At 48.9% G+C, this 21050-nt stretch carries 17 protein-coding genes; 14 read left to right on the top strand and 3 right to left on the bottom strand.

Annotated elements, in window-relative coordinates; all coding sequences use genetic code 11:
• Window positions 1–37: 37 nt before the first annotated feature.
• Window positions 38–715: an immunity 50 family protein gene (locus tag ACIFO6_RS05185; protein ID WP_430038737.1), complete on the bottom strand. Its 678-nt coding sequence runs from the start codon at window positions 713–715 to the stop codon at window positions 38–40.
• Window positions 716–1141: 426 nt separating this feature from the next.
• On the opposite strand from ACIFO6_RS05185, the gene ACIFO6_RS05180 reads away from it, so the two are divergent.
• The 13 genes from ACIFO6_RS05180 (at window position 1142) to ACIFO6_RS05120 (ending at window position 17521) form a co-directional block, all read left to right on the top strand.
• Entirely contained in the window at window positions 1142–2839 is a 1698-nt protein-coding gene (locus ACIFO6_RS05180) for a DEAD/DEAH box helicase (protein WP_430038735.1), read from the top strand.
• 239 nt (window positions 2840–3078) lie between these two features.
• The gene (locus ACIFO6_RS05175; RefSeq protein WP_430038733.1) at window positions 3079–4047 is read left to right on the top strand and encodes a cation diffusion facilitator family transporter; all 969 of its coding nucleotides are present in this window, start codon (window positions 3079–3081) and stop codon (window positions 4045–4047) included.
• Window positions 4048–4161: 114 nt separating this feature from the next.
• Window positions 4162–5184, top strand: a complete 1023-nt coding sequence (locus ACIFO6_RS05170; RefSeq protein ID WP_430038731.1) for an LCP family protein — start codon at window positions 4162–4164, stop codon at window positions 5182–5184.
• A 153-nt stretch (window positions 5185–5337) separates the two neighbouring features.
• Window positions 5338–6501, top strand: a complete 1164-nt coding sequence (locus ACIFO6_RS05165) for an AI-2E family transporter (RefSeq protein WP_430038729.1) — start codon at window positions 5338–5340, stop codon at window positions 6499–6501.
• Between the two features lie 128 nt (window positions 6502–6629).
• Window positions 6630–7649: an LLM class flavin-dependent oxidoreductase gene (locus ACIFO6_RS05160; RefSeq protein WP_430038727.1), complete on the top strand. Its 1020-nt coding sequence runs from the start codon at window positions 6630–6632 to the stop codon at window positions 7647–7649.
• Window positions 7650–7881: 232 nt separating this feature from the next.
• Window positions 7882–8775 (top strand): ABC transporter ATP-binding protein, encoded by an 894-nt coding sequence (locus ACIFO6_RS05155; RefSeq protein ID WP_430038725.1) that lies wholly within the window; start codon window positions 7882–7884, stop codon window positions 8773–8775.
• A 10-nt stretch (window positions 8776–8785) separates the two neighbouring features.
• Window positions 8786–9586 carry a hypothetical protein gene (locus ACIFO6_RS05150; RefSeq protein ID WP_430038723.1) on the top strand — a complete coding sequence of 267 codons (801 nt, stop codon included), beginning with the start codon at window positions 8786–8788 and terminating at the stop codon, window positions 9584–9586.
• Window positions 9587–9671: 85 nt separating this feature from the next.
• A complete protein-coding gene (locus ACIFO6_RS05145; protein ID WP_430038721.1) occupies window positions 9672–10148 on the top strand; it encodes a glutathione peroxidase in 477 nt (158 codons plus the stop codon).
• Between the two features lie 382 nt (window positions 10149–10530).
• The gene (locus ACIFO6_RS05140) at window positions 10531–11892 is read left to right on the top strand and encodes an FAD-dependent oxidoreductase (protein WP_430038719.1); all 1362 of its coding nucleotides are present in this window, start codon (window positions 10531–10533) and stop codon (window positions 11890–11892) included.
• A gap of 388 nt (window positions 11893–12280) precedes the next feature.
• Entirely contained in the window at window positions 12281–13129 is an 849-nt protein-coding gene (locus tag ACIFO6_RS05135) for a formate/nitrite transporter family protein (protein WP_430038717.1), read from the top strand.
• A gap of 360 nt (window positions 13130–13489) precedes the next feature.
• Window positions 13490–15622: a molybdopterin-containing oxidoreductase family protein gene (locus ACIFO6_RS05130; RefSeq protein ID WP_430038715.1), complete on the top strand. Its 2133-nt coding sequence runs from the start codon at window positions 13490–13492 to the stop codon at window positions 15620–15622.
• Between the two features lie 47 nt (window positions 15623–15669).
• The gene (locus ACIFO6_RS05125) at window positions 15670–16923 is read left to right on the top strand and encodes an MFS transporter (protein WP_430038713.1); all 1254 of its coding nucleotides are present in this window, start codon (window positions 15670–15672) and stop codon (window positions 16921–16923) included.
• Window positions 16924–17026: 103 nt separating this feature from the next.
• Window positions 17027–17521 (top strand): GNAT family N-acetyltransferase, encoded by a 495-nt coding sequence (locus ACIFO6_RS05120; RefSeq protein ID WP_044646190.1) that lies wholly within the window; start codon window positions 17027–17029, stop codon window positions 17519–17521.
• 110 nt (window positions 17522–17631) lie between these two features.
• On the opposite strand, the gene ACIFO6_RS05115 is transcribed toward ACIFO6_RS05120, so the two are convergent.
• Window positions 17632–18180, bottom strand: coding sequence for a GNAT family N-acetyltransferase (locus tag ACIFO6_RS05115; protein ID WP_430038711.1), 549 nt, complete (start codon window positions 18178–18180; stop codon window positions 17632–17634).
• A gap of 84 nt (window positions 18181–18264) precedes the next feature.
• Window positions 18265–18990, bottom strand: coding sequence for a copper amine oxidase (locus ACIFO6_RS05110; RefSeq protein ID WP_430038709.1), 726 nt, complete (start codon window positions 18988–18990; stop codon window positions 18265–18267).
• Between the two features lie 208 nt (window positions 18991–19198).
• Between ACIFO6_RS05110 and ACIFO6_RS05105 the strand changes: the two genes are divergently transcribed.
• Window positions 19199–20878 (top strand): glutamine--tRNA ligase/YqeY domain fusion protein, encoded by a 1680-nt coding sequence (locus ACIFO6_RS05105; RefSeq protein ID WP_430038707.1) that lies wholly within the window; start codon window positions 19199–19201, stop codon window positions 20876–20878.
• Window positions 20879–21050 lie beyond the last annotated feature (172 nt).

Raw genomic sequence — 21050 nt, 5'->3', positions numbered from 1 at the left:
TCTTGACAATTCCCGCTTGGCAGACACGCCGAATTCCTCATGTTGCAGCAATTGCTCCCGAGCCCCCTGTATATTCATTTAACTCTGCAATCTCCGCACGGATGCCTCTGCACAGGAAACTGCCTGACAGACCGGTTATTGCATCAATATCAATGACCATGTCCGCTTCTTCATAACGGAAATCAAGCTGTAAAATGATATTTTCCGTTTCCATAGCTGTCAACTCATGTTCCTTTGTCTCTAAAAAAGTAAAGGTCACCGCGTAACGGGGTACATTTTCCGTTGAAGACATAGAAATTGAAGGCTGTTCAGCGGAAGGAGTCAGATCGGGTGATTTGGGTATCAGTACCGTGGGGGGTGATAGTTCAATCGTTAATGTTATCTGGTCCTTTGTGATATCCGCTGCTGTAATTTGGTCATAATGAAAGGGAGGGAAATATCCGAGCTTTTCCACAATTTTATCTGCTCCTTGAATGGAGACTGTCGGTGAGAAAGCCAGTTCAAGCCCGATGGAGCCTGACAGCTGATTCTCGTATTCGGGATTGATCCGTACAAGAGCCTGTTCCGACTCTACCTCCACAATCGTGCCGATAAAATACTGCTTGCCATGAATCAGAACAATATCATGCGGAACGAACGGCAGTGCGCCCCCGGCCTTGTAATGAATGAGATAATCGTTTTCTTTTTTTTCAACGTTTTGAACCTGAATATGCATAAGTTTCAACCTCCTGATGTTTAGTATAATGTATTTTTCAAGATTGTGGTAAAGAAAAACAAGTCCATGACTGAAAAACATAATTCATGTCTGGGTATCCTGTTCGAGCATTTCTTATTTCATAATATCTGACATGGCAACTAAATTCACCTTTTGCATCCGTTCATTAAAATGGTTTGGAAACCCGTTCAACTTCGCGTATACTAGGAAAGTCATATATGGAACGGCCTGAGCCGCATTGCGGCCGTATGTTTGGGTTACATGAACAGAATCAACGATAACGGATAAGCTCCCTTCCTGAAAAGGGTTGAATGAGAACCGATACAAAAATGGGAATTCTGAACTATGGAACGATGGATGTCATATGGCACATGAACCTATTTTACGTGACACATATTGAATACAGATAAGGGAAGTGAATACCACTTGAAGAATTTTGCAGCATTACGCGTTGAGCAGCATTGGGTAGACGCCTTGAAAGAGCAGGGAATTACAGTACCAACACCTGTGCAACAGGAATCCATTCCGCTGTTGATGGAAGGCCAGGATGTTATTGCCGAGGCGCATACGGGAACAGGTAAAACGCTTGCGTTTTTACTGCCGATTTTGCAAAAAATGAATCTGGACAAGCGCCATCCGCAGGCGCTCGTGATTGCTCCAACGCGTGAGCTGGCGCTCCAGATTACACAGGAAGCGAACTTGTTGGCTGCTACGGAGCCAAGCTTGTCGTTGCTGGCTGTTTACGGAGGACAGGATGTAGAGCGTCAGCTTCGCAAGCTGAAGGGTGGCGCACAGTTGATTATCGGTACACCCGGACGATTGCTGGATCACCTGAGACGCGGCACGCTGGATCTGAGCGGTGTTAAAATGCTGGTGCTGGATGAAGCCGACCAAATGCTGCACATGGGCTTTCTGAACGATGTAGAGACGATTCTTCAGGAAGTTCCGTACCGGAGACAGACGATGCTGTTCTCCGCTACAATGCCAGCAGGTATCCGCAAACTGGCTCGTGTATATATGAACGAGCCTGTGGATGTAAAAGTGAAGTCTGCTTCTTCCGTTCCGGTGAGCCAAATCCGTCAGGTCGTTGTACAGACGACGGATCGGGGCAAGCAGCAAGCATTAGTGGATATGCTGAATGCGGATCGTCCGTATTTGGCTGTTATTTTCTGCCGTACGAAGCGCCGCGCTGCTGCGTTAAATGAGCAGTTGCAGGAAATGGGCTTTGTGAGCGGCGAGCTTCACGGGGATTTGTCCCAGAACAAGCGCGAGCAAGTGATGAAGGCGTTCCGTGAAGCGAAGCTTCAATTGCTTGTAGCGACCGATGTAGCCGCACGCGGCCTGGATGTGGAAGGCGTAACGCATGTCTTCAACTATGACATGCCGCAGGATGCCGAAAGCTACATTCACCGCATCGGGCGTACTGGCCGTGCCGGAGGCAAGGGTGTGGCGGTAACGCTCGCCACGCCACGGGATGTTCCAGAGCTTCGGAACATCCAGAAGGTTGCTGGTGTCACATTCACCAGCAGCGAGGGCGGCGGGCAGCGTAGACCTGCTGCTGGTACAACTGAGCGGCAGGATGGAGCACGCCGCTCAGGCAGAAACGACCGCCGTTCCTTCGGCGGCAACGGTTCCGGCGGCGGACGCCGGGGCAGCGGCCGTGAACAGGCGGACCGTCGTGACGGCGCAGGCCATGGCCGTACGGAGCGGGAACAGCCGCGCGAAGGGCGCACAGCCTCCGCAGGCGGCGAACGTCGCTCCAGCAGCAGCGAACGCGGCGGGTATGACCGCAGCAGCGGCGGCTCCGCTCGCGGAGGCCAAGGTCGCTCCGCAGGGCAAAGCAGCGAACGCGGCGGGTATGACCGCAGCAGCGGTGGTTCCACGCGCGGAGGCCAAGGCCGCTCCGCAGGGCAAAGCAGCGAACGCGGCGGGTATGACCGCAGCAGCGGCGGCTCCGCTCGCGGAGGCCAAGGCCGCTCCGCAGGGCAAAGCAGCGAACGCGGCGGGTATGACCGCAGCAGCGGTGGTTCCGCGCGCGGAGGCCAAGGTGGTCGCGGTGGACAGGCCAAAGGCGGCCCACGCGGGGCTCAAGGACAGGGAGGCCGTCGCGGACGGTCCAGATAAAGCAAGAGCGTTCTCATAGAACGCTCAACTATGGTTATGATAATAGCCCCGGAGAGGCTCATCTTCCGGGGCTATTATCATCTCCACCCATGCCGCCAATGCAGCAGCATCATAGGATGGAATAAGCGGCATTACTATTTTGGGCAATCAAAGTAAAGCAGCAGCATAGCTGCCTTAAAAACAACGGATTAACTTGGCGATAACAGTTGTTTTTAAGATAGATACGGAGGTTATACATCATGCAGGAACAGGATATGGGCAAACGCGCTATGGTGTCAGCGTGGATCAGCCTGATCAGTAACATCCTATTAACCGGCATTAAGATCATTACAGGAGTCATGTTCAACAGCAAGGTGCTGGTTGCTGATGGTGTGCATAACGCCGGGGACGTAATCGCCTCGGCAACGGCGCTAGGGGCGATGCGTATATCGAGTCTGCCGCCGGATGAGGATCATCCATATGGTCACGGCAAGGCAGAGGTTATTGGAGCCAGCGTGGTGGCGGTCATTTTGTTCGCAGCCGGCATATTTATCGGCTACCATTCCATTATCGCGTTGTTTGAGCCTATGCCAAAGGAACATATACTGGCATTGGTGGCGGCGATCATCTCCCTGCTCTGGAAGCAATGGCTATATATATATACGATCCGTATCGGAAAGGCAGCCAATAGCCAGGGTCTCATTGCTACGGCCAAAGATCATCTGGCGGACGTGTACGCCTCCGCTGCTGCTGTACTGGGTATCGGTTTGGGCTTGATCGGGGAGCAGTGGAGCATTCATATTTTATCCTACGGTGACCCGATTGCCGGGTTTGTAGTCGCACTGCTGGTTCTGAGATTGGCATGGGAAATGGGCCGTGAATCCATCGATGTACTGATGGAAAAGGCGATTGCAACCGAGGAAATCGAAAGCTATGCCGAAGCAGCCCTAAGTGTAGCCGAGGTTCAGCGAATTGACCGCATCCGTGCCCGCGAGCACGGTCATTACATTATTGTGGATATCCGTGCTTCTGTGGATGCCTCTCTGACGATTCAGCAGGGACATGATATTATCCGGCTAATCAAAGGGGCTGTGATGAAGCAGGAGCCGAGGGTTTACGAGGTGCTTGTGCATCTTAATCCATGGTACGCGGACAGTCCTGACCATGCTAATCTGGCGCCGCAAGAACATAAGAATAACAGCGTGACAGACAAGGAAAACTACCATTAGTCACAGGTCAATCGTGTACGTTGAACAGACGACGCGAATTGACAGATAACTTGCAGGGAGGGTATGCTTTTATAAGCTGAAAGATGTTGAATAAAAGCGAGGTTACCCGAAAATATGCGAAAAATATTAAAATGGTTGGGGATTTCTGTGACTGCGGCAGTTCTTTTGGTGGGCGGATATTATGCTTACTCTATATATCATTTTACAAATCAGATTTCGGTCGCTTCCGGTCAGGATTCGAAATTTAAGCCGCAAGCACAAAGCCAGTCCCCAACGAATGTACAGCCCATAGAAGTGTCTCTTCCCCCGGAGTGGGATGGGAAAGAGAGAGTGAATATTTTGCTGCTGGGCGGCGATTCACGCGGGGAGGATTCAGGACGCTCTGACTCTGTTATGGTTGCTTCTGTTGATCCGGTCACGAAGAAGGCTACGCTCATGTCGATCCTGCGTGATACGTACGTGGATATTCCGGGCCATGGGCAAAGTCGATTGAATGCCGCATTTTCTTACGGTGGGCCTGATCTGACCAGACAAACGGTGAGCGACCTGCTCGGCATACCCATCCAATACTATGTATACACGGATTTTAACGGCTTTATTGCGCTGGTAGATTCTGTGGGTGGTATTGATCTGGATGTCGAAAAAGATATGTACTACACTTCCAAAGCAGACAAGCACCAGTTTGATATTGATTTGAAAAAGGGAATGCAACACATGGACGGTAAAACGGCCTTGCAATATGTGCGTTTTCGTCATGATGCCACTTCCGATTTTACACGTACGGAGCGGCAACGCAAATTTATTACCGAGCTGGGTGGCAAAATTCAGTCGACCTCGTCTCTGATTAAGCTGCCAAGTATTTTAAACAGTATCTCTCCGTATATCGAAACGAATCTGAGCACAACGGAAATGCTGCAACTGGCTTCATTGGGTTTTAATATCGACGCCAAAACCATGGCGAAACAGCAAATTCCACCGAATGAGCTGGTACGAGAGACAACGGTTAAGGGGGCACAGGTGTTGGGTGTGGACCAGAGAAAGCTCAAGAGCTTTATACAAAATATATTTGAGCAAGAAAACAAATCTGTGACTACAACGACGGATTCCGCTGCAACCAAGACAAACGATACTCCATAACATTCCAAAGCAAGCAAAGTCTGTATGCTTTCGTACAACTTTGTTTGCTTTTGTGTTATTTGGGTATAACCTTGTATATATTAATCTAAAAATATATCCTAACCATATGTAAGATCATTACACTCATTTGCTTAAAGAGAAGGGGAATGTCATGTGGAAACAACTCCGGCATGGAAAGACCGATTCAAAAAGTTTTTTCTGAACAACAAGTTTGTGTTATTCCTGCTGGTACTGCTGCTGATCGGCTTAAATGCATTGGTGCTCACCAAAATTTCGTACATATTTCTCCCTATCATTGTGCTGCTGAAAACGATCATTCTCCCTGTCATTTTGTCCGGTGTTTTGTACTATCTGTTCAATCCGCTGGTTGATGTACTGGAGCGCAACAAGGTTAAACGGATATACTCCATTATTGTGCTTTATTTGCTCATCATAGGGGTTATTACCATCGTGATTACATCGGTAGTGCCTGTGATCAACGATCAGATTCAGGGGTTGATTCAAAATGTGCCTGCATATAGCGAGCAAGTACAAAAACAGTTTGAGAAATTAATTGGCAGTGACTTTGTGAACCAGTTCCAAAACACGATTCAATTCAATCCGTCGGAGCTGGCCTCCAAGGCTTCTGAAAAGTTATCTGCCTTCATTAATAATGCCTGGGCAAGCTTGGGAAGCTTTTTGGGTGTAGTCACAGAAACGGTGATTGCGATCGCTACGGTTCCATTTATTCTGTTCTACCTGCTGAAGGATGGACGCAAGCTGCCACAGTCGGTCCTGAAGATGTTCCCCCCTATGTTTCGTAAAGAGACTGATCGCATTATGACCGAAATGAATCATCAGGTCAGCTCGTATATCCGGGGGCAGATTATTGTCAGCTTCTGTATCGGGGTGCTGTTGTATATCGGCTACTTGATCATCGGGCTGGACTATTCTCTGACGCTTGCCGTCATTGCGTCCTTTACGAGCGTTGTTCCTTATTTGGGACCTGTGATTGCCATTACGCCTGCATTAATTGTAGCTTTGGTAACATCTCCGGTTATGCTGCTCAAAATGGTCATCGTATGGACAGTCGTACAGCTCATTGAGGGTAAATTTATTTCTCCGCAAATTATGGGCAAGTCTCTCCGGGTGCATCCGATCACGATTATCTTTGTCATTCTGACGGCGGGCAATCTGTTTGGAGTGGTAGGGATTATACTGGCGGTGCCGGGCTATGCTGTATTGAAGGTTATCGTCACCCATCTCTTTAGCTTCTTTAAAAAGCGTTCACATCTTTATGAAGCGGATAAAGTGACGTCGAGCCTCAACGAAAAATAAACATTTCCAATTCAGGTGTAAAATCAATTTTCCAGTATAAATCAAATGGACCCCTCTTGGGAAACTGTGGCTTCGCGTGCTATAATTAATGCCTATTCTTATTCCCAAATAGAAAGGTCAGACTTTATATGATAAAACTCAGCATTCTTGACCAATCTCCGGTATCGGAAGGCACGACGCATGCGCAAGCATTACAAAAGACCGCTGAGCTTGCTATAGAGGCGGAGCGCTTGGGTTATCATCGCTTTTGGGTATCAGAGCATCATGCTTCCTCTAATCTTGCTGGTTCCAGCCCGGAGGTATTGATTTCGCATCTGGCCGCTCGAACCTCCACCCTTCGAGTGGGATCAGGGGGTGTGATGCTGCCGCATTACAGCGCTTATAAAGTAGCGGAAAACTTCCGTGTGCTGGAGGGCTTGTACCCGGGGCGCATGGATTTGGGCCTGGGACGTGCCCCGGGAGGCATGCCAATCGCTACCAGAGCCTTGCAGGAGGGCAAAATGAGAGGTGGCGTCGATCTGTACCCTGAGCAACTGGATGACTTGCTAGCCTATTTGCATGACAGTACAGGCAGTGAGCATCGCTTCGGCTCATTACAGGCCATGCCGCTCGTAGAAACCGTGCCGGAAATGTGGCTGCTCGGCTCCAGTGGCGACAGTGCAGGGCTTGCAGCCGAACGCGGCGTGGGCTTCGCATTTGCGCAGTTCATCAACGGCGAAGGCGGCACAGGAGCGATGAAAGAGTATCAGGAGCATTTTAAGCCTTCGCAGCACAGTGATCAGCCGCGTTCGCTTGTCGCTGTATTTGCTATCTGTGCGGATACCGAAGAGGAAGCCAACCGATTGGCTTCCAGTGTGGACCTGTCCCTGGTGTTGCTGGAGCAGGGAATGCGCTCCGCTGGTACACCTACCGTAGAAAAGGCATTGGCCTATCCGTATACGCCATATGACCGGATGCGCATCCGCGAGAATCGCAAGCGTATGGTGGTCGGCTCACCCGAGCAGGTGAAGCACCAAATTGAGCAATTGAGTGAGACTTATCATACACAGGAAATCATGGTCGCAAGCATTATTCACGATTTTGACGCCAAGTTGAAATCCATACGTCTTATGGCTGAAGCATTTGGGCTGCGTTCTGCACAGTCTTGATGTTGTCTGCCGAATATTAGAAGATCACAGCTTTGAGGAGCTGTGGTCTTTTTTTGTGAAATTTCAGGGGCATTTTCGGAGAAATGATTCGTATGTGAAAGTGAAATGCGCCAATCAATACTTGATAATGATTATCAATATCTTTATTATATAAAGATAGAATGAAGTTTTGATGAATATCGTGCGTTAAGCCCGTGACTATATATTAGATAAGGGAAAGGAATGATTCCGAATGTTTCGTCTGAAAACGGCTAATCTGGATATTGCTTATGAAGATCGGTTGATTGTGGAGGATCTGAACGTTGAAATACCGCAAGGGAAAATCACAGCATTGGTGGGCGCAAATGGCTCCGGCAAGTCCACCATTCTGAAGACGATGGCTCGCATCATGAATCCTAAAGGCGGCAGCGTTTTGCTCGACGGTAAATCCATTCATAAGCAATCCACCCGGGAGGTAGCGAAGCAGTTGGCTATTTTGCCGCAAAATCCGACTGCACCGGAAGGATTGACTGTGACGGAACTGGTATCTTACGGACGTTTCCCCTATCAAAAAGGCTTTGGCTCTATGAAAGCAGATGATCGTAAAATGGTAGAGTGGGCCATTCAGGTGACAGGAATGAGCGAGTTCCACGATCGCCCGATCGACCAGCTTTCTGGCGGGCAGCGCCAGCGTGCATGGATTGCCATGGCGCTTGCGCAGGATACGGATATTTTGTTTCTGGATGAACCGACTACCTTTTTGGATATGGCGCATCAATTGGAAGTGTTGCATTTGTTAGAGTATTTGAACACTTCGGCTGAACGTACCATTGTCATGGTCGTGCATGATTTGAACCATGCAGCCCGGTACGCCCAGCATATGATCGCGATCAAAAAAGGGAAGGCCGAGGCTGTAGGAACGCCGACCGAGGTCATGTCCCCTGACGTGCTGCGCGAGGTGTTCGGTATTGAAGCAGATATCGTAACAGATCCTCGTACAGGTGTACCGCTGTGTCTTCCATATGCTTTGGCCGGACAACCATCGGTAAGCCAAGCCGTAAAGGGATTGAAACTGGAAGGGAATCCACTAGTAGGCTCCGTTTCCGAGCGGCGTGAAGCCAGACCACAGGTAGCGGCAAGAGGATAAAGGAGACCTAATGAAACCACTGGATTATGATCAGCTTGAGCAATTGGCGCGAATAGTGACAGACACACCTGAAGATGCAGTATACTCCGGACCCGTGGCAGAATGGCTTGAACTGGATAAGCTTGGCTCTGTGATGGAGTATTATGGTGAGTTGCTGCGTGCGGAAGACAGCTTGACCACAGCCGTTTATTTTGTAAACCAGTTGCGAGGTCTTGTGTTTGCTCAGCATTTTATGGTGTCTTTGTGTGAACGCCGTCTCGATCTGTCCGTTTCCAATCTCAGATTTCATATTTGTTATCAAGGGAAATATCCCGCCATCAGCTTTCAGGTCATCGACCAAACAGAGCTGGACAACATCCGACAAGACGAGCATCATTCATCCGGTCAAGCGCAGCAGGTGTTGCGTGACTTTTACAGCTTGCAGATCAGACCGATACTGGAGGCGATGGCTTCGGTAGGAGGTGCATCTGTTGGACAGATGTGGGGACAGTTCCCGCTGACTTTGCTGTATTTTAAGGACAGAGTACAGCCATCGCTAGCCGATCCACAGGATGTGGAGCATTTTGAACAAGATTATGATTATGTGACACGGGAGTTGGAGGGAGAGGTATTCGGGCGAAAAAGAAACCCGTTTACGGTTCGTCTCGCTGAGCTGGATAACCCTTACCGTCCCGGTGAGAAGGCATATATGAAACCGTCCTGCTGTCAATATTACAAGACAGGTGGAGGACAGCGGTATTGTTTTGCGTGTCCAAGGATGTCCGCTTCAGAACGTGAAGAACGCAGACTCGAAGTGGTGGCGTCTCGCTAGTATCGAGTGATATTGGCATGTCCGTCTCGTTTTGGGTAAAATAGGTGATGAAACTTAAACCAAGCGAAACAAAGGAGGGTGCTATATGTCTGTCTATTCACATCATGCCGTAACACCAGCGAATCAGGAGGTTCTTCTGGATACCTACACCGGTAAGGTGCTGGTCATCGCGAATACCGCAAGCAAATGCGGACTTACCCCGCAATATGGGGATTTGCAAAAGCTATATGATGAATATAAGGATCGGGGACTGGTTGTATTAGGCTTCCCTTGTAACCAATTTGGCGGTCAAGAGCCGGGCAGCAGCGAGGAAGCGGCTGAATTTTGCCAACTGAATTACGGGGTTAATTTCCCAGTATTCGCTAAAGTGGACGTTAACGGTCCGGATACAGCACCTCTGTTTGAATATTTGAAAAAGCAGCAGCCTGGAGAACAGGAAAACGGCACGATTCAATGGAATTTCACGAAATTCATTGTGGATCGTGAAGGGGTGCCTGTGGGGCGATTTGAACCCAAGGAATCACCAGAGGCGATGAAAGCGGCTATCGAGCAACTCCTGTAATAGCTTCCAGCTTGGTCAGAAATATACGTATAGATAAGGTCGAATCTCCGTTGTTTTTCCGGGGTTCGGCCTTTTTTGTTGTCTGCATTTCACATTCGGTTGATCGTTGCAGTAGCATTTGGAAGCCTGATAAAAGGCATAATCAAGCCCCGTACGGGAAAAACTGAATGAAGCAAAGAGTCGTTTCAGCAAACGGCTGACTTTGTATCTTCCTGACTTTAAAAATGTGGACAAATTGTGAATATCATAGAAAGCTATTGCAATGTGAAAAATGTCACATTATAATAAGTGCATGAAGTGAAATAAATCACAATCAACAAAGTAGTTACGTGAAACAATTCACAATTATACATTTTATGCCCACACCAAGGAGGAATTCAACATGAAAGTAGCAGTTATCGGATGTACACACGCAGGTACGGCAGCCATCGTCAACACAGCCAAATGCTATCCAGATGCAGAAATTACCGTTTATGAGCGTAATGACAATATTTCGTTTTTATCCTGTGGTATTGCACTGTACGTAGGTGGTGTCGTCAAAGATCCGCACGGTTTATTTTATTCTTCTCCGAATGAACTGGCTGAGCTGGGTGTCGTGACCAAGATGCTTCATGAGGTAACGAATGTCGATACAGCAGGCAAAACGCTGCAAGCACGCAATCTCCAAACAGGAGAGGAATTCACGGACACCTTTGATAAATTGATTGTAACTACAGGCTCGTGGCCTATTATTCCGAAGCTTGAAGGTATTGAGCTTGATCATATTCTGCTCTGCAAAAACTATAATCATTCCAATGACATCATTGAGAAAGCCAAGCATGTACAGAACATTACAGTTGTCGGAGCCGGATATATCGGTGTTGAGCTGGTGGAAGCTTTTCAAATGAACGGTAAGAACGTTACGCTGATTGACAGCGCGGATCGTATTTTGAATAAATATTTGGACCCGGAATATACAGACCGAATTGAAGGTTCCTTGAAGCAACATGGCATCAAGCTGGTGCTGGGAGAAACAGTGAGCCGTTTTGAAGGAAGTAACGGTAAGGTGAATAAAGTGGTTACATCCAAAGGAGAATATGAAACAGAGCTTGTTATTCTCTGTATCGGCTTCCGTCCTCAAACGGATCTGCTTAAAGGTCAGGTAGACATGCTGCCCAACGGCGCGATCATTGTGGACAATTATATGCAAAGCAGCTGCCCGGACGTATTTGCCGCAGGCGATAGCTGTGCAATCCGCTACAACCCGACAGGCAAAACAGCTTATATTCCATTGGCAACCAACGCTGTTCGTATGGGTACCCTGGTGGCACGCAATTTGGTTCAACCGACCATTGCCTATATGGGAACACAGGGAACTTCGGGTATTAAAATTTATGAAGATAATATTGCAGGAACAGGTTTGACGGAAGCGGCAGCAGCAGACGAAGGTATGGCTGTAGAGGCTGTAACCATTGAGGACAGCTACCGTCCTGAATTTATGCCAACGTCGGAAAAGGTGCTGCTGAAGGTTGTATATGAGCAGGAAACACGGAGAATTGTCGGGGCACAAATGATGTCGAAGGTAGATTTGACCCAATCGATTAATACCCTGTCGGTGGCGATCCAAAATCATATGACCATTGATCAACTGGCCTTTGTGGATTTCTTCTTCCAGCCGCATTATAACAAGCCTTGGAATTTCTTGAATGCAGCGGGTTTGCAAGCATTGCCGCCAATAACTGAACGGAAGCCAATTACCGTATAATTCATTTTGTCTGTGACATTGTTCATAAGTTTGTCAACAATCTGAGACGTATGCACGAATCCTTATAGTACAATATATAGTAGCATAAGGATTAGGGGGTAAGTAGCTTATGGATTTGTTTTATATCCTTTTTCTTGTAGTCGTGGCGCTGGGAGGCCTCGGCGGAGTTATTTGGTTCTTGAGAGCAGTTGAAAAGGAAGAATACAACTAAATGTAAAGCGCATAGTAGGCGCAGTAGACGTAATAATACATGAAAAACAGCCCTTTATCCAAGGGCTGTTTTTTTTAATATTCATTAAAGTGATTTTTTTCACAAACAAAATCACTGATTTTAAATAAAATATGAGAGAGAACATTCGAGTGAAAAGATGTTAAAGGAGCGGAATATATGGCAAGTTATAAACCGGTGCAGATTGCTGAAAAGACGGTGGAAACAGGAGTGGCCAAAGCGAACAATCCATGGACTGTGGCGGTGGTATTGGGATTTTTGGCAGGTGCATTCATTGCGCTTGGTTTTTTGCTGGATATACGTGTTATCGCAAGCGCACCCAAAGAATGGGGAAGTATCGCTACCTTTATTGGAGCAGCCGTGTTCCCTGTAGGTCTGGTATTGGTATTGATCGGAGGCGGAGAATTGCTGACTGGTAATATGATGGCTGTCCCTTTGGCGAGATGGGCAGGACGGATCAAGACCGGGGCGATGTTCCGTAATTTGGCGATTATTACGCTTAGTAATTTTGCAGGCGCGTTGTTTGTTGCCTTTTTCTTTGGTCATGTGCTGGGTTTAACCGAGACAGGACCTTATTTGGACAAAGTGGTTGATATGGCGGGACACAAGCTGCATGAGAGTTTTTTGCAATCGTTTATATCCGGTATTGGATGTAACTGGCTGGTAGCGCTGGCTGTATGGCTGGCGTATAGCACGGATTCGATCGGTGGCAAAATTATGGGGATCTGGTTCCCAACAATGGCCTTTGTAGCTATCGGATTCCAGCACGTTGTAGCCAATATGTTTCTGATTCCGGCGGCTATTTTCGCAGGTCATTTTTCATGGGCAGATTATGTCATGAACTTCATTCCGGTTTGGCTGGGGAATTTGGTGGGAGGAAGCATGTTCGTAGCTGGAGCTTACTGGTTGGCATATTTGAAAAAGCCCCATTCCGCTGTACATTCTGTGAATGATTCATCTCAGGCACCTTCGTCTACTGCAACAACTCCGTTGAGTGACCATGCTTGATTAAGCAGCGCTTTGAAAAAATGGGAACAAAGCAAATCCGCCATGGCAGGTCCGGGGGAACGAAACCTGTCATGGCGGATTTTTTTGGGAGTGGTCCATGATTTGGCATGGAGGATGAGTGTGCTCTCGTCCATAATGCCTTGATCTCTTTTACCCTTGGTATGCAATACTGAAACAGGTATGATCAAAAAAAATATAGAATATTAGAAATCCGTTTTGCTGTGAGCAGCAAGCGGATTTTTTGAGCTTTGTGGACGGATTTGGGTTGGCAAAATCCTTCTCTTGCCATAGGACATAGCTGTATATATGATAAGAACAGTGTAATTTTTGGAAACGGTAACGGAAAGGAGCATCAACACCATGGATCATCGCAACAGCGCGCCTCCTGAGGCTGTGCTTCAGCAAGACTTGCAAAGGGGGCAGCGAACGACGGAGCGTACGGACGGTGTTTTTCCGGCTGTATGTCCGCTGGATTGCCCGGATACGTGCGGGCTCCTGCTTCACAAGGAAGATGGAAAGATCGTCAAGGTGACCGGTAATCCGGATCATCCTATTACGAAAGGAGCCATTTGCAACAAAGTTCGCAATATGACGGAGCGAGTGTATGATCCTGAGCGGCTGCTCTATCCGTTGAAGCGTGTAGGTCCCAAGGGGCAAGGGAAGTTCGAACGAATTAGCTGGGAGGAGGCAGTGGATACCATTACAGGCCGCTTCAAGGAACTGATTCGCACGGACGGACCGGAATCTATTCTCCCCTATAGCTTTTACGGCAATATGGGCGTGTTGAGTGTGGACGGGATGGATCGCCGTTTTTTCAATGCGCTGGGTTCAAGCCAACTGGACCAGACGATTTGCAGTGTGGCTGGGAATGAAGGCTGGGCATCCGTCATGGGTTTTAAGGGTGGCACCAGTCCGGAGGATACAGAGGATGCTGACCTCATTATTGTATGGGGTGGAAATGTCATTAGCACCAATATGCATCAAGTGGTATTGGCTGAGAAGGCACGTAAAAAAGGTGCCAAGGTGATCGTCATTGATGTCCACCGCAATCGGACAGCGCAATGGGCGGATTGGTTCATTCCGCTCTACCCGGGGACGGATACCGCGCTTGCGCTGGGTGTTATGCATGTACTGTTCGAGCAAGGGCTGACGGACGATGAATTTTTGCGTCGATATACGGTCGGTCATGAGGAACTGCGCGAGCATGTGAAGGCATATACTCCACAGCGGGTCTCACGCATTACAGGCGTGCCGGAAGCAGATATTATCCGTCTGGCGGAGATGTACGGGCAGGCGCGAGCGGCGTATATCAACATTGGCAACGGACTTCAGCATCACGATAATGGAGGTATGAATGTACGCGCGGTTACATGCTTGCCTGCGCTCACCGGGCAATGGCTGAAGCACGGCGGGGGAGCATCACGTTCCAATGGGGCTTACGGCAAATTCAACAGTGCCAACCTGGCGCGTCCTGATCTGCGTAAGAACCCGGATGCCCGGGTGATCAACATGAACCAAATCGGCGAAGCGCTGCTACAGAAGGACGAGCCGATCAAGGCGCTGTTCGTGTATTGCAGCAATCCGGTTGTCGTAGCACCTGATGCTGATCGGGTGACGCAGGGATTTGAACGGGAGGATTTGTTCACGGTCGTTCACGACCTGTTCCTCACCGATACGGCCCGCTATGCGGATATTGTCCTGCCTGCGGCGTCTTCTTTTGAAGGCACAGACCTGTATAAATCGTATTGGCATCATTATATCCAGATGCAGGAGCCGGTCATTGCTCCACTCGGGGAAAGCAAAAGCAACTATGAGCTGTTTAGCCTGCTCGGACAGGCTATGGGCTTTGATGAGGCTGCTTTCATGGAAAGTGAAGAGGACATGATCGCGGGTGCACTTGATAACCCGACGAATCCTTATCTCAACGGTGTGACCTTGGAAGCCTTAAAAAAGTCACCTTTTGTCAAACTGGACATGACGCCAAAGGCTACCTATCTGGATCGTCTGACTACGCCTTCGGGCAAGATTGAGCTGTATTCGGAAAAGATGAAGCAGGCGGGTTTGCCCGCGATGCCTTCGTATGTGCCGCTGATCGAAGGATATGACGGAGAGCATCGACCGCAAGCGGACGAGCGGTTCCCGCTGATGTTTATCTCGCCACCGAATCATAATTTTCTAAATTCTACGTTCGCGAATTTGCCCAAGCATCAGCGGCTGGAACAGGAACCTTTGCTGCAAATTCACCCGGAGGATGCTCAGGCAAGATACATCGCGGACGGTGATCCGGTTACGGTATGGAACGACCGGGGAACGTATGAGCTGGAAGCCAAGGTCACGGATCTGATGCTGCCTGGTACGGTGATTAGCCAAGGGTTATGGTGGGAAGGTAAAGGACGCAGACAGCGTGCCAATGTACTAACCTCTGACCGACTGTCGGATATGGGGCGGGGGGCTACTTTCTTTTCAACGGTGGTGAATGTGAAGCGTCAATGAGATAATGTCTTGTTATGGTGTCAGATGCTAAAGGAGAAACAAAATATATGAAATGGTTGGATTCTTATCCGAAAGAAGTGAAAGTGTTTCTTGTCGCCAGCCTGATTAATTCCGCCGGAAGCTCTCTCATGTGGCCGTTGGTTAGCATGTATGTGTTTGACGAGCTGCACCGCAGTATGGGAGATGCGGGGATTGCGATTTTGGTGCAGTCCCTGGGCGGGATTTTTGGTCAGGTGCTGGGAGGAGCCCTTTATCACCGCATTGGGGCCAAAAAACTGATTGTCGGCTCGCTGGCAATGAACGCGCTGGGACTTCTCACGCTTCCTTTTACCAGCGGTCACTGGGTTGCGTTTGTTATTATGATGGGCTTTATCGGCTTTTTTAATGTCGTATCTGTGCCCGCAATTCAGGCATTTGTAGGTTTCCGCTTTGCTGACCGTCGTGGAGAGCTGTTTAACATTATCTATGTTGCCAATAATATAGGGGTGGCGTTGGGTACGGGACTGAGCGGCGTTCTGGCCGATCTCTCCTATCAGTTCAGCTTTGTCATGAACGGGATTACCTCTGCGGTATTTGCCGGGTTTTTCTGGTCCTATCTGAGCAGGGTCGACCGGGAAGAGGGAGAAGTTCATCTCAGCAAGTCTGTGAAGAAAAGAACAGAGGAAATACCAGCGCGGCTGCTTTTCCGTGATACCAGGCTGTATCTCTTCGTCGGGTTAGGCTCCCTCTTTTTATGGTTCGGTAATTCGATCTGGAATACGGGCGTATCTCCATATATTATTGAGCAGGGCTTGCCTAAAACGATGTACGGGCTACTATGGACACTGAACGGTGTGCTTATTTTTGCTGCACAGCCGATTATTTTCTGGCTCAAGCGTCTTTATGCCCGGCATGCTTCGGTTCAAATGACGTGGGCCGGAGGATTTTATTTGGTTGCCTATATCGTCATGCTAGGCACACAGAACTATACGGGGATGATATTCGCCATGGTTTTGGCAACCCTGGGAGAGATGCTGATCGCACCAGCGGTTCCGGCATTTTTGTCGGACCACGGGGGTCGGGGAGCACCCTTTTACATCGGGTTAGTCGGGGGGATTGGCGCTGCCGGACGGGTGATGGGGCCTTATATCATGGGGAGGCTATATGATGGCGGAGGTCTGCCACCCACACTTTGGCTGGCATCGGGCGTGGCGGTTTTGTCCATCCTGTTTTTCATTCTGCATAGCAGATTGAACCGTTCCCGCCGTGAAGAGGCTGCTTTTGAGACTACTATGTCCAAGGCAGACGTTTCCAGTTCTTAAGTCCTAATAAAGACTGTGACAAGCTCGTGATTATGGTACAATAAATGACGAATGGTTGTTGCCTATACTTCAGGAAAGCCTTCACAGGAAGGATTGAAAGAATTTGCTTACAAGTCAACCCCTGACGATACGTCATTCGGAGATGAAGGATGCTCCTGATCTGATTGCGCTGGATGAATTGGTATGGAATGAACGAACGGCCCCCGCCTCGCTGTCATGGAAGTCGCGTGGGGAGTTTTTGCGCAATACGCCTCCGGGCTCTCAACTGGTCGCTATCGAACAGGGAGTACTATGCGGTTATATCGGATTTCGTTCTCCAACGCTATTGGCTAGTAATTGCCATGTGTTGGAAATAAATATAGCCGTGCATCCAGCCTATCACCGCAAAGGTATTGGGATGGCGCTTATGAATGCCATGAAGGATATCGCAGCCGCTGAGGGCATTCGCAAGTTAAGCTTGCGGGTACTCTCGTGCAACACGGAGGCCCTAATGTTTTATGAAAAATGCGGATTCTCGATCGAAGGACGCTTGCATGAGGAGTTTTACATAGCAGGCCAATTCGTGGACGATGTGTTAATGGCCTATTTCTTAAAATAGACATGGATTCTATAGCGCAATCAGCTTCTTATAGTCTCCTATAAGCCGTTCATAAGGAATAGCGCCGCAGACCCTAAACGGGTTGCGGCGCTATTCCTTATGATGCAAGATTACCGAAGCTGTTTCCACTCGCTCTGGAGCATGCCGTACACAGCATGGTTCATATAGCCGTCGGGCAGCAGCTCCACTTCGCGGATAATACCTTCGAGCACGAAGCCCAGACGTTCCGGGATCCCCCGGCTACGACGGTTGGTGGTGGCGCAACGGATTTCGATCCGGTGCAGGTCCAGCTCTATCAGTGCATACTCGATGAATACGCGGCATGCGCTGGTCATAAGACCTTGTCCTTCGTAACCGTGTCCAAGCCAGTATCCAATGCTGACCGAACGATGAGTCCAATTGATTTCATGGTAGCTGATGATGCCAGCCAGCTCGTTGTCCAACCAGATTCCAGCGGTCACACTCCCGTTCTCTGCGGCTTGCTTCAAGGCGCTCTGCACGAACTGCTCTGTGTGGCTGATTTCCGTGGTGGAATCCACCCATGGAAGCCACTGACGCAGGCGGTCACGGGACATTTCGATCAGCTCAAACAGAGGCTGCACATGCTCCTTGGTGAGCGGACGAAGGACTGTGCGTTCGTCCAACGCGTATGTAAACATGATTGATCCCCTCTTTCACTCGGAAAATCGCTAAACCAGCCAGTCTAGCATTTAATCCCATGCTACCTTATTCTGAGAGAGTCGTCAAAACGGAGAGGAAGCTGCAAACTCAATAGGTCCCACCCGGAACCGTCCATGCTCATATACATACTTCAGCTCCAAATCCCCTACAAATTCGGTTGGGGATACGCTGCCGGATACGGTGGCGCGCAGAGGACGTTGTTCGGCATCATACATGACGACAGAGCTGAAATCGAGGTGGTCTGTAAAATGGGCTGGATCATCGTAAAACGCCGATGCTTTGGGATCGATCGTGTGTGTGATGCCATCAATCGTAACTGCAATATGCACCTGCCGGTTATGGTCACGCAGCTCCACACTGCTATGGACACGCTGAGATACGGCGTCTGCCGCCGATTCAACCGCATACTCTTCCATGGTCTGTGCGTTGACGATATGAAGCTCCTGCAATTCGACACCCGTGCCTGAAGCGCGGGTCAGGATGACTACAGCTTCGTGAACGCCATCGCCGTTTACATCCGTATAGTACAACTGTGGTGCGGTGGCGACATCTGCTGAGCCTGACCATGCGAATGTACGACGCTGCTGGCCGATTTCCAGCGTGGCTATGTGAAATAGCCCTTGGGACGGCTCCTCAACATACAATTTTACGGATGAGTCTTCAGGAGCGACGGCTAACGGACGAGATTGTATGGGTTCAGGTGCCGGAGCCGGTGAAGGATGACCGGAAATTATACCGGAAGAGGACAAAAGCATAGACAGCAGGATCACGATGAGTAGCTTAAACACGGGTGGGTTCTCCTTTTCCGGGTAAAATAAAAGATATATACACTATAACGAATTTATTTGTCAGAAATGTTAACTCTTTTTCATAACTTGTTACTTTTTGGGCTGAAGAGGGCATAAGGTTTTTCGTTTTATTGAGTTATGCGGTGTGAAAGGGTATATTTAAGGGAACCAATTTTGTACAGATTACACGGAAGAAAGGTTGATTAGCGTGGAGAAGCCGATCACTCCCCCCAATTTTATTAAGAATGTCATTGAAGAGGATTTACGTACGGGTAAGGTAAAGGAAGTTGTTACACGCTTTCCACCGGAGCCGAACGGATATTTGCACATTGGACATGCCAAAGCCATCTGGATCAATTTCTCGCTGGGAGATGAATTTGGAGGACGCACGAACCTGCGTTTTGACGATACGAATCCGGCGAAGGAAGACACGGAATACGTAAACTCCATTCAGGAGGACGTGAAGTGGCTCGGTTATGAATGGGAGGAAAAACATTTTGCCTCCAACTATTTTGACGAAATGTACAAGCGCGCCGTTCTGCTGATCCAAAAGGGGAAAGCCTACGTGGACGATCAAAGCGCGGATCAAATCCGCGAAACTCGTGGCACACTGACCGAACCGGGGCAAAACAGTCCTTACCGTGAACGTAGCGTGGAGGAAAATTTCAAGCTGTTCGAAGAAATGCGTGCAGGGAAATACCAAAACGGTGAAAAGGTGCTGCGTGCCAAAATTGATATGGCTTCGGGAAACATTAATTTACGTGATCCGGTGATTTACCGTATTTCGCATACCGAGCATCACAACACGGGTGACAAATGGTGCATTTACCCGATGTATTCGTACGCCCATCCGCTGGAGGATGCCATCGAGGGTGTAACGCACTCACTCTGTTCGCTGGAGTTTGAGGATCAGCGTCCGCTGTACGATTGGGTTGTAGCCGAATGTGAGATGGAAAAGGTACCGCACCAATACGAATTTGGACGGCTGAACCTGGCTCAAACTGTAACCAGCAAGCGTAAGCTCAAGCTTCTGGTAGATGAGAAGCATGTAGACGGCTGGGATGATCCGCGTATGCCAACGATTTCCGGTTTGCGCCGTCGTGGCTATACGCCAGAAGCGATCCGCAGCTTTGTATATGAGACAGGCATTTCCAAAGCCTACGGCGTGATCGACCTGCAAGTGCTGGAGCATTTTGCACGTGAGGACTTGAAGCTACAGGCACCTCGTACGATGGCGGTCATTGATCCGTTGAAGGTGATCATTACGAACTATCCTGAAGGTCAGGTTGAAATGCTGGAAGCGGAAAACAACACGGAAAATCCGGAGCTGGGCACACGTCAAATTCCGTTTTCGCGTGAGATTTATATCGAGCGTGAGGATTTCATGGAGAATCCGCCGAGCAAATACTTCCGCCTGTTCCCTAACAATGAAGTACGCCTCAAGCATGCTTATTTCATCAAATGTAACGATGTCATTAAGGATGCGGATGGTCATGTAACGGAAATCCATTGTACCTACGATATAGAAACCAAGAGCGGGTCCGGCTTTACCGGACGTAAAGTCAAAGGCACCATCCATTGGGTGGAGGCTACTCAGGCCGTTCCTGCTGAATTCCGCCTGTATGAGCCTTTGATTAACGCAGAAGACCCGGAAGCGATTGAAGAGGATGGAACAGAAAAAACCTTCCTCGACCAATTGAATCCAAACTCTCTGGAAATTGCTCACGGCTTTGTCGAGCCGAATATGAAGGAAGCACAATCGCAGGACAAGTTCCAATTTTTCCGTCATGGTTATTTTAGTGTCGATCCAAAGCTTTCCAAGCCGGGTGAGCCTGTATTTAACCGTGTGGTGTCACTGAAAAGCTCTTTCCAATTGCCCAAGCAATAGTTATTGGACAGCGTGGGACGAATGGTGGCCTCGAGTGACCAAGTCAAAAAGGAGTCTGCCATCGGCAGACTCCTTTACTTTACGCTCACGGGCTTCATATATAGTGATAGTTGGCGATACTAGACATCCCTGTTTGTAAGGGGCAAGCAGGAGAAGAACAGGGTGTTCCATT

This window comes from Paenibacillus sp. NRS-1781, from assembly GCF_050467745.1.
Lineage (GTDB): Bacteria > Bacillota > Bacilli > Paenibacillales > Paenibacillaceae > Paenibacillus > Paenibacillus terrae_A.
This window is presented reverse-complemented; position numbering and strand designations above follow the sequence as displayed.

Excerpts from the sequence above, each read along its gene's own strand:
- ACIFO6_RS05185 (WP_430038737.1), bottom strand. The coding sequence starts at position 715 with ATGCATATTCAGGTTCAAAACGTTGAAAAAAAAGAAAACGATTATCTC.
- ACIFO6_RS05175 (WP_430038733.1), top strand. The coding sequence starts at position 3,079 with ATGCAGGAACAGGATATGGGCAAACGCGCTATGGTGTCAGCGTGGATC.
- ACIFO6_RS05170 (WP_430038731.1), top strand. The coding sequence starts at position 4,162 with ATGCGAAAAATATTAAAATGGTTGGGGATTTCTGTGACTGCGGCAGTT.
- ACIFO6_RS05160 (WP_430038727.1), top strand. The coding sequence starts at position 6,630 with ATGATAAAACTCAGCATTCTTGACCAATCTCCGGTATCGGAAGGCACG.
- ACIFO6_RS05155 (WP_430038725.1), top strand. The coding sequence starts at position 7,882 with ATGTTTCGTCTGAAAACGGCTAATCTGGATATTGCTTATGAAGATCGG.
- ACIFO6_RS05150 (WP_430038723.1), top strand. The coding sequence starts at position 8,786 with ATGAAACCACTGGATTATGATCAGCTTGAGCAATTGGCGCGAATAGTG.
- ACIFO6_RS05145 (WP_430038721.1), top strand. The coding sequence starts at position 9,672 with ATGTCTGTCTATTCACATCATGCCGTAACACCAGCGAATCAGGAGGTT.
- ACIFO6_RS05140 (WP_430038719.1), top strand. The coding sequence starts at position 10,531 with ATGAAAGTAGCAGTTATCGGATGTACACACGCAGGTACGGCAGCCATC.
- ACIFO6_RS05135 (WP_430038717.1), top strand. The coding sequence starts at position 12,281 with ATGGCAAGTTATAAACCGGTGCAGATTGCTGAAAAGACGGTGGAAACA.
- ACIFO6_RS05130 (WP_430038715.1), top strand. The coding sequence starts at position 13,490 with ATGGATCATCGCAACAGCGCGCCTCCTGAGGCTGTGCTTCAGCAAGAC.
- ACIFO6_RS05125 (WP_430038713.1), top strand. The coding sequence starts at position 15,670 with ATGAAATGGTTGGATTCTTATCCGAAAGAAGTGAAAGTGTTTCTTGTC.
- ACIFO6_RS05115 (WP_430038711.1), bottom strand. The coding sequence starts at position 18,180 with ATGTTTACATACGCGTTGGACGAACGCACAGTCCTTCGTCCGCTCACC.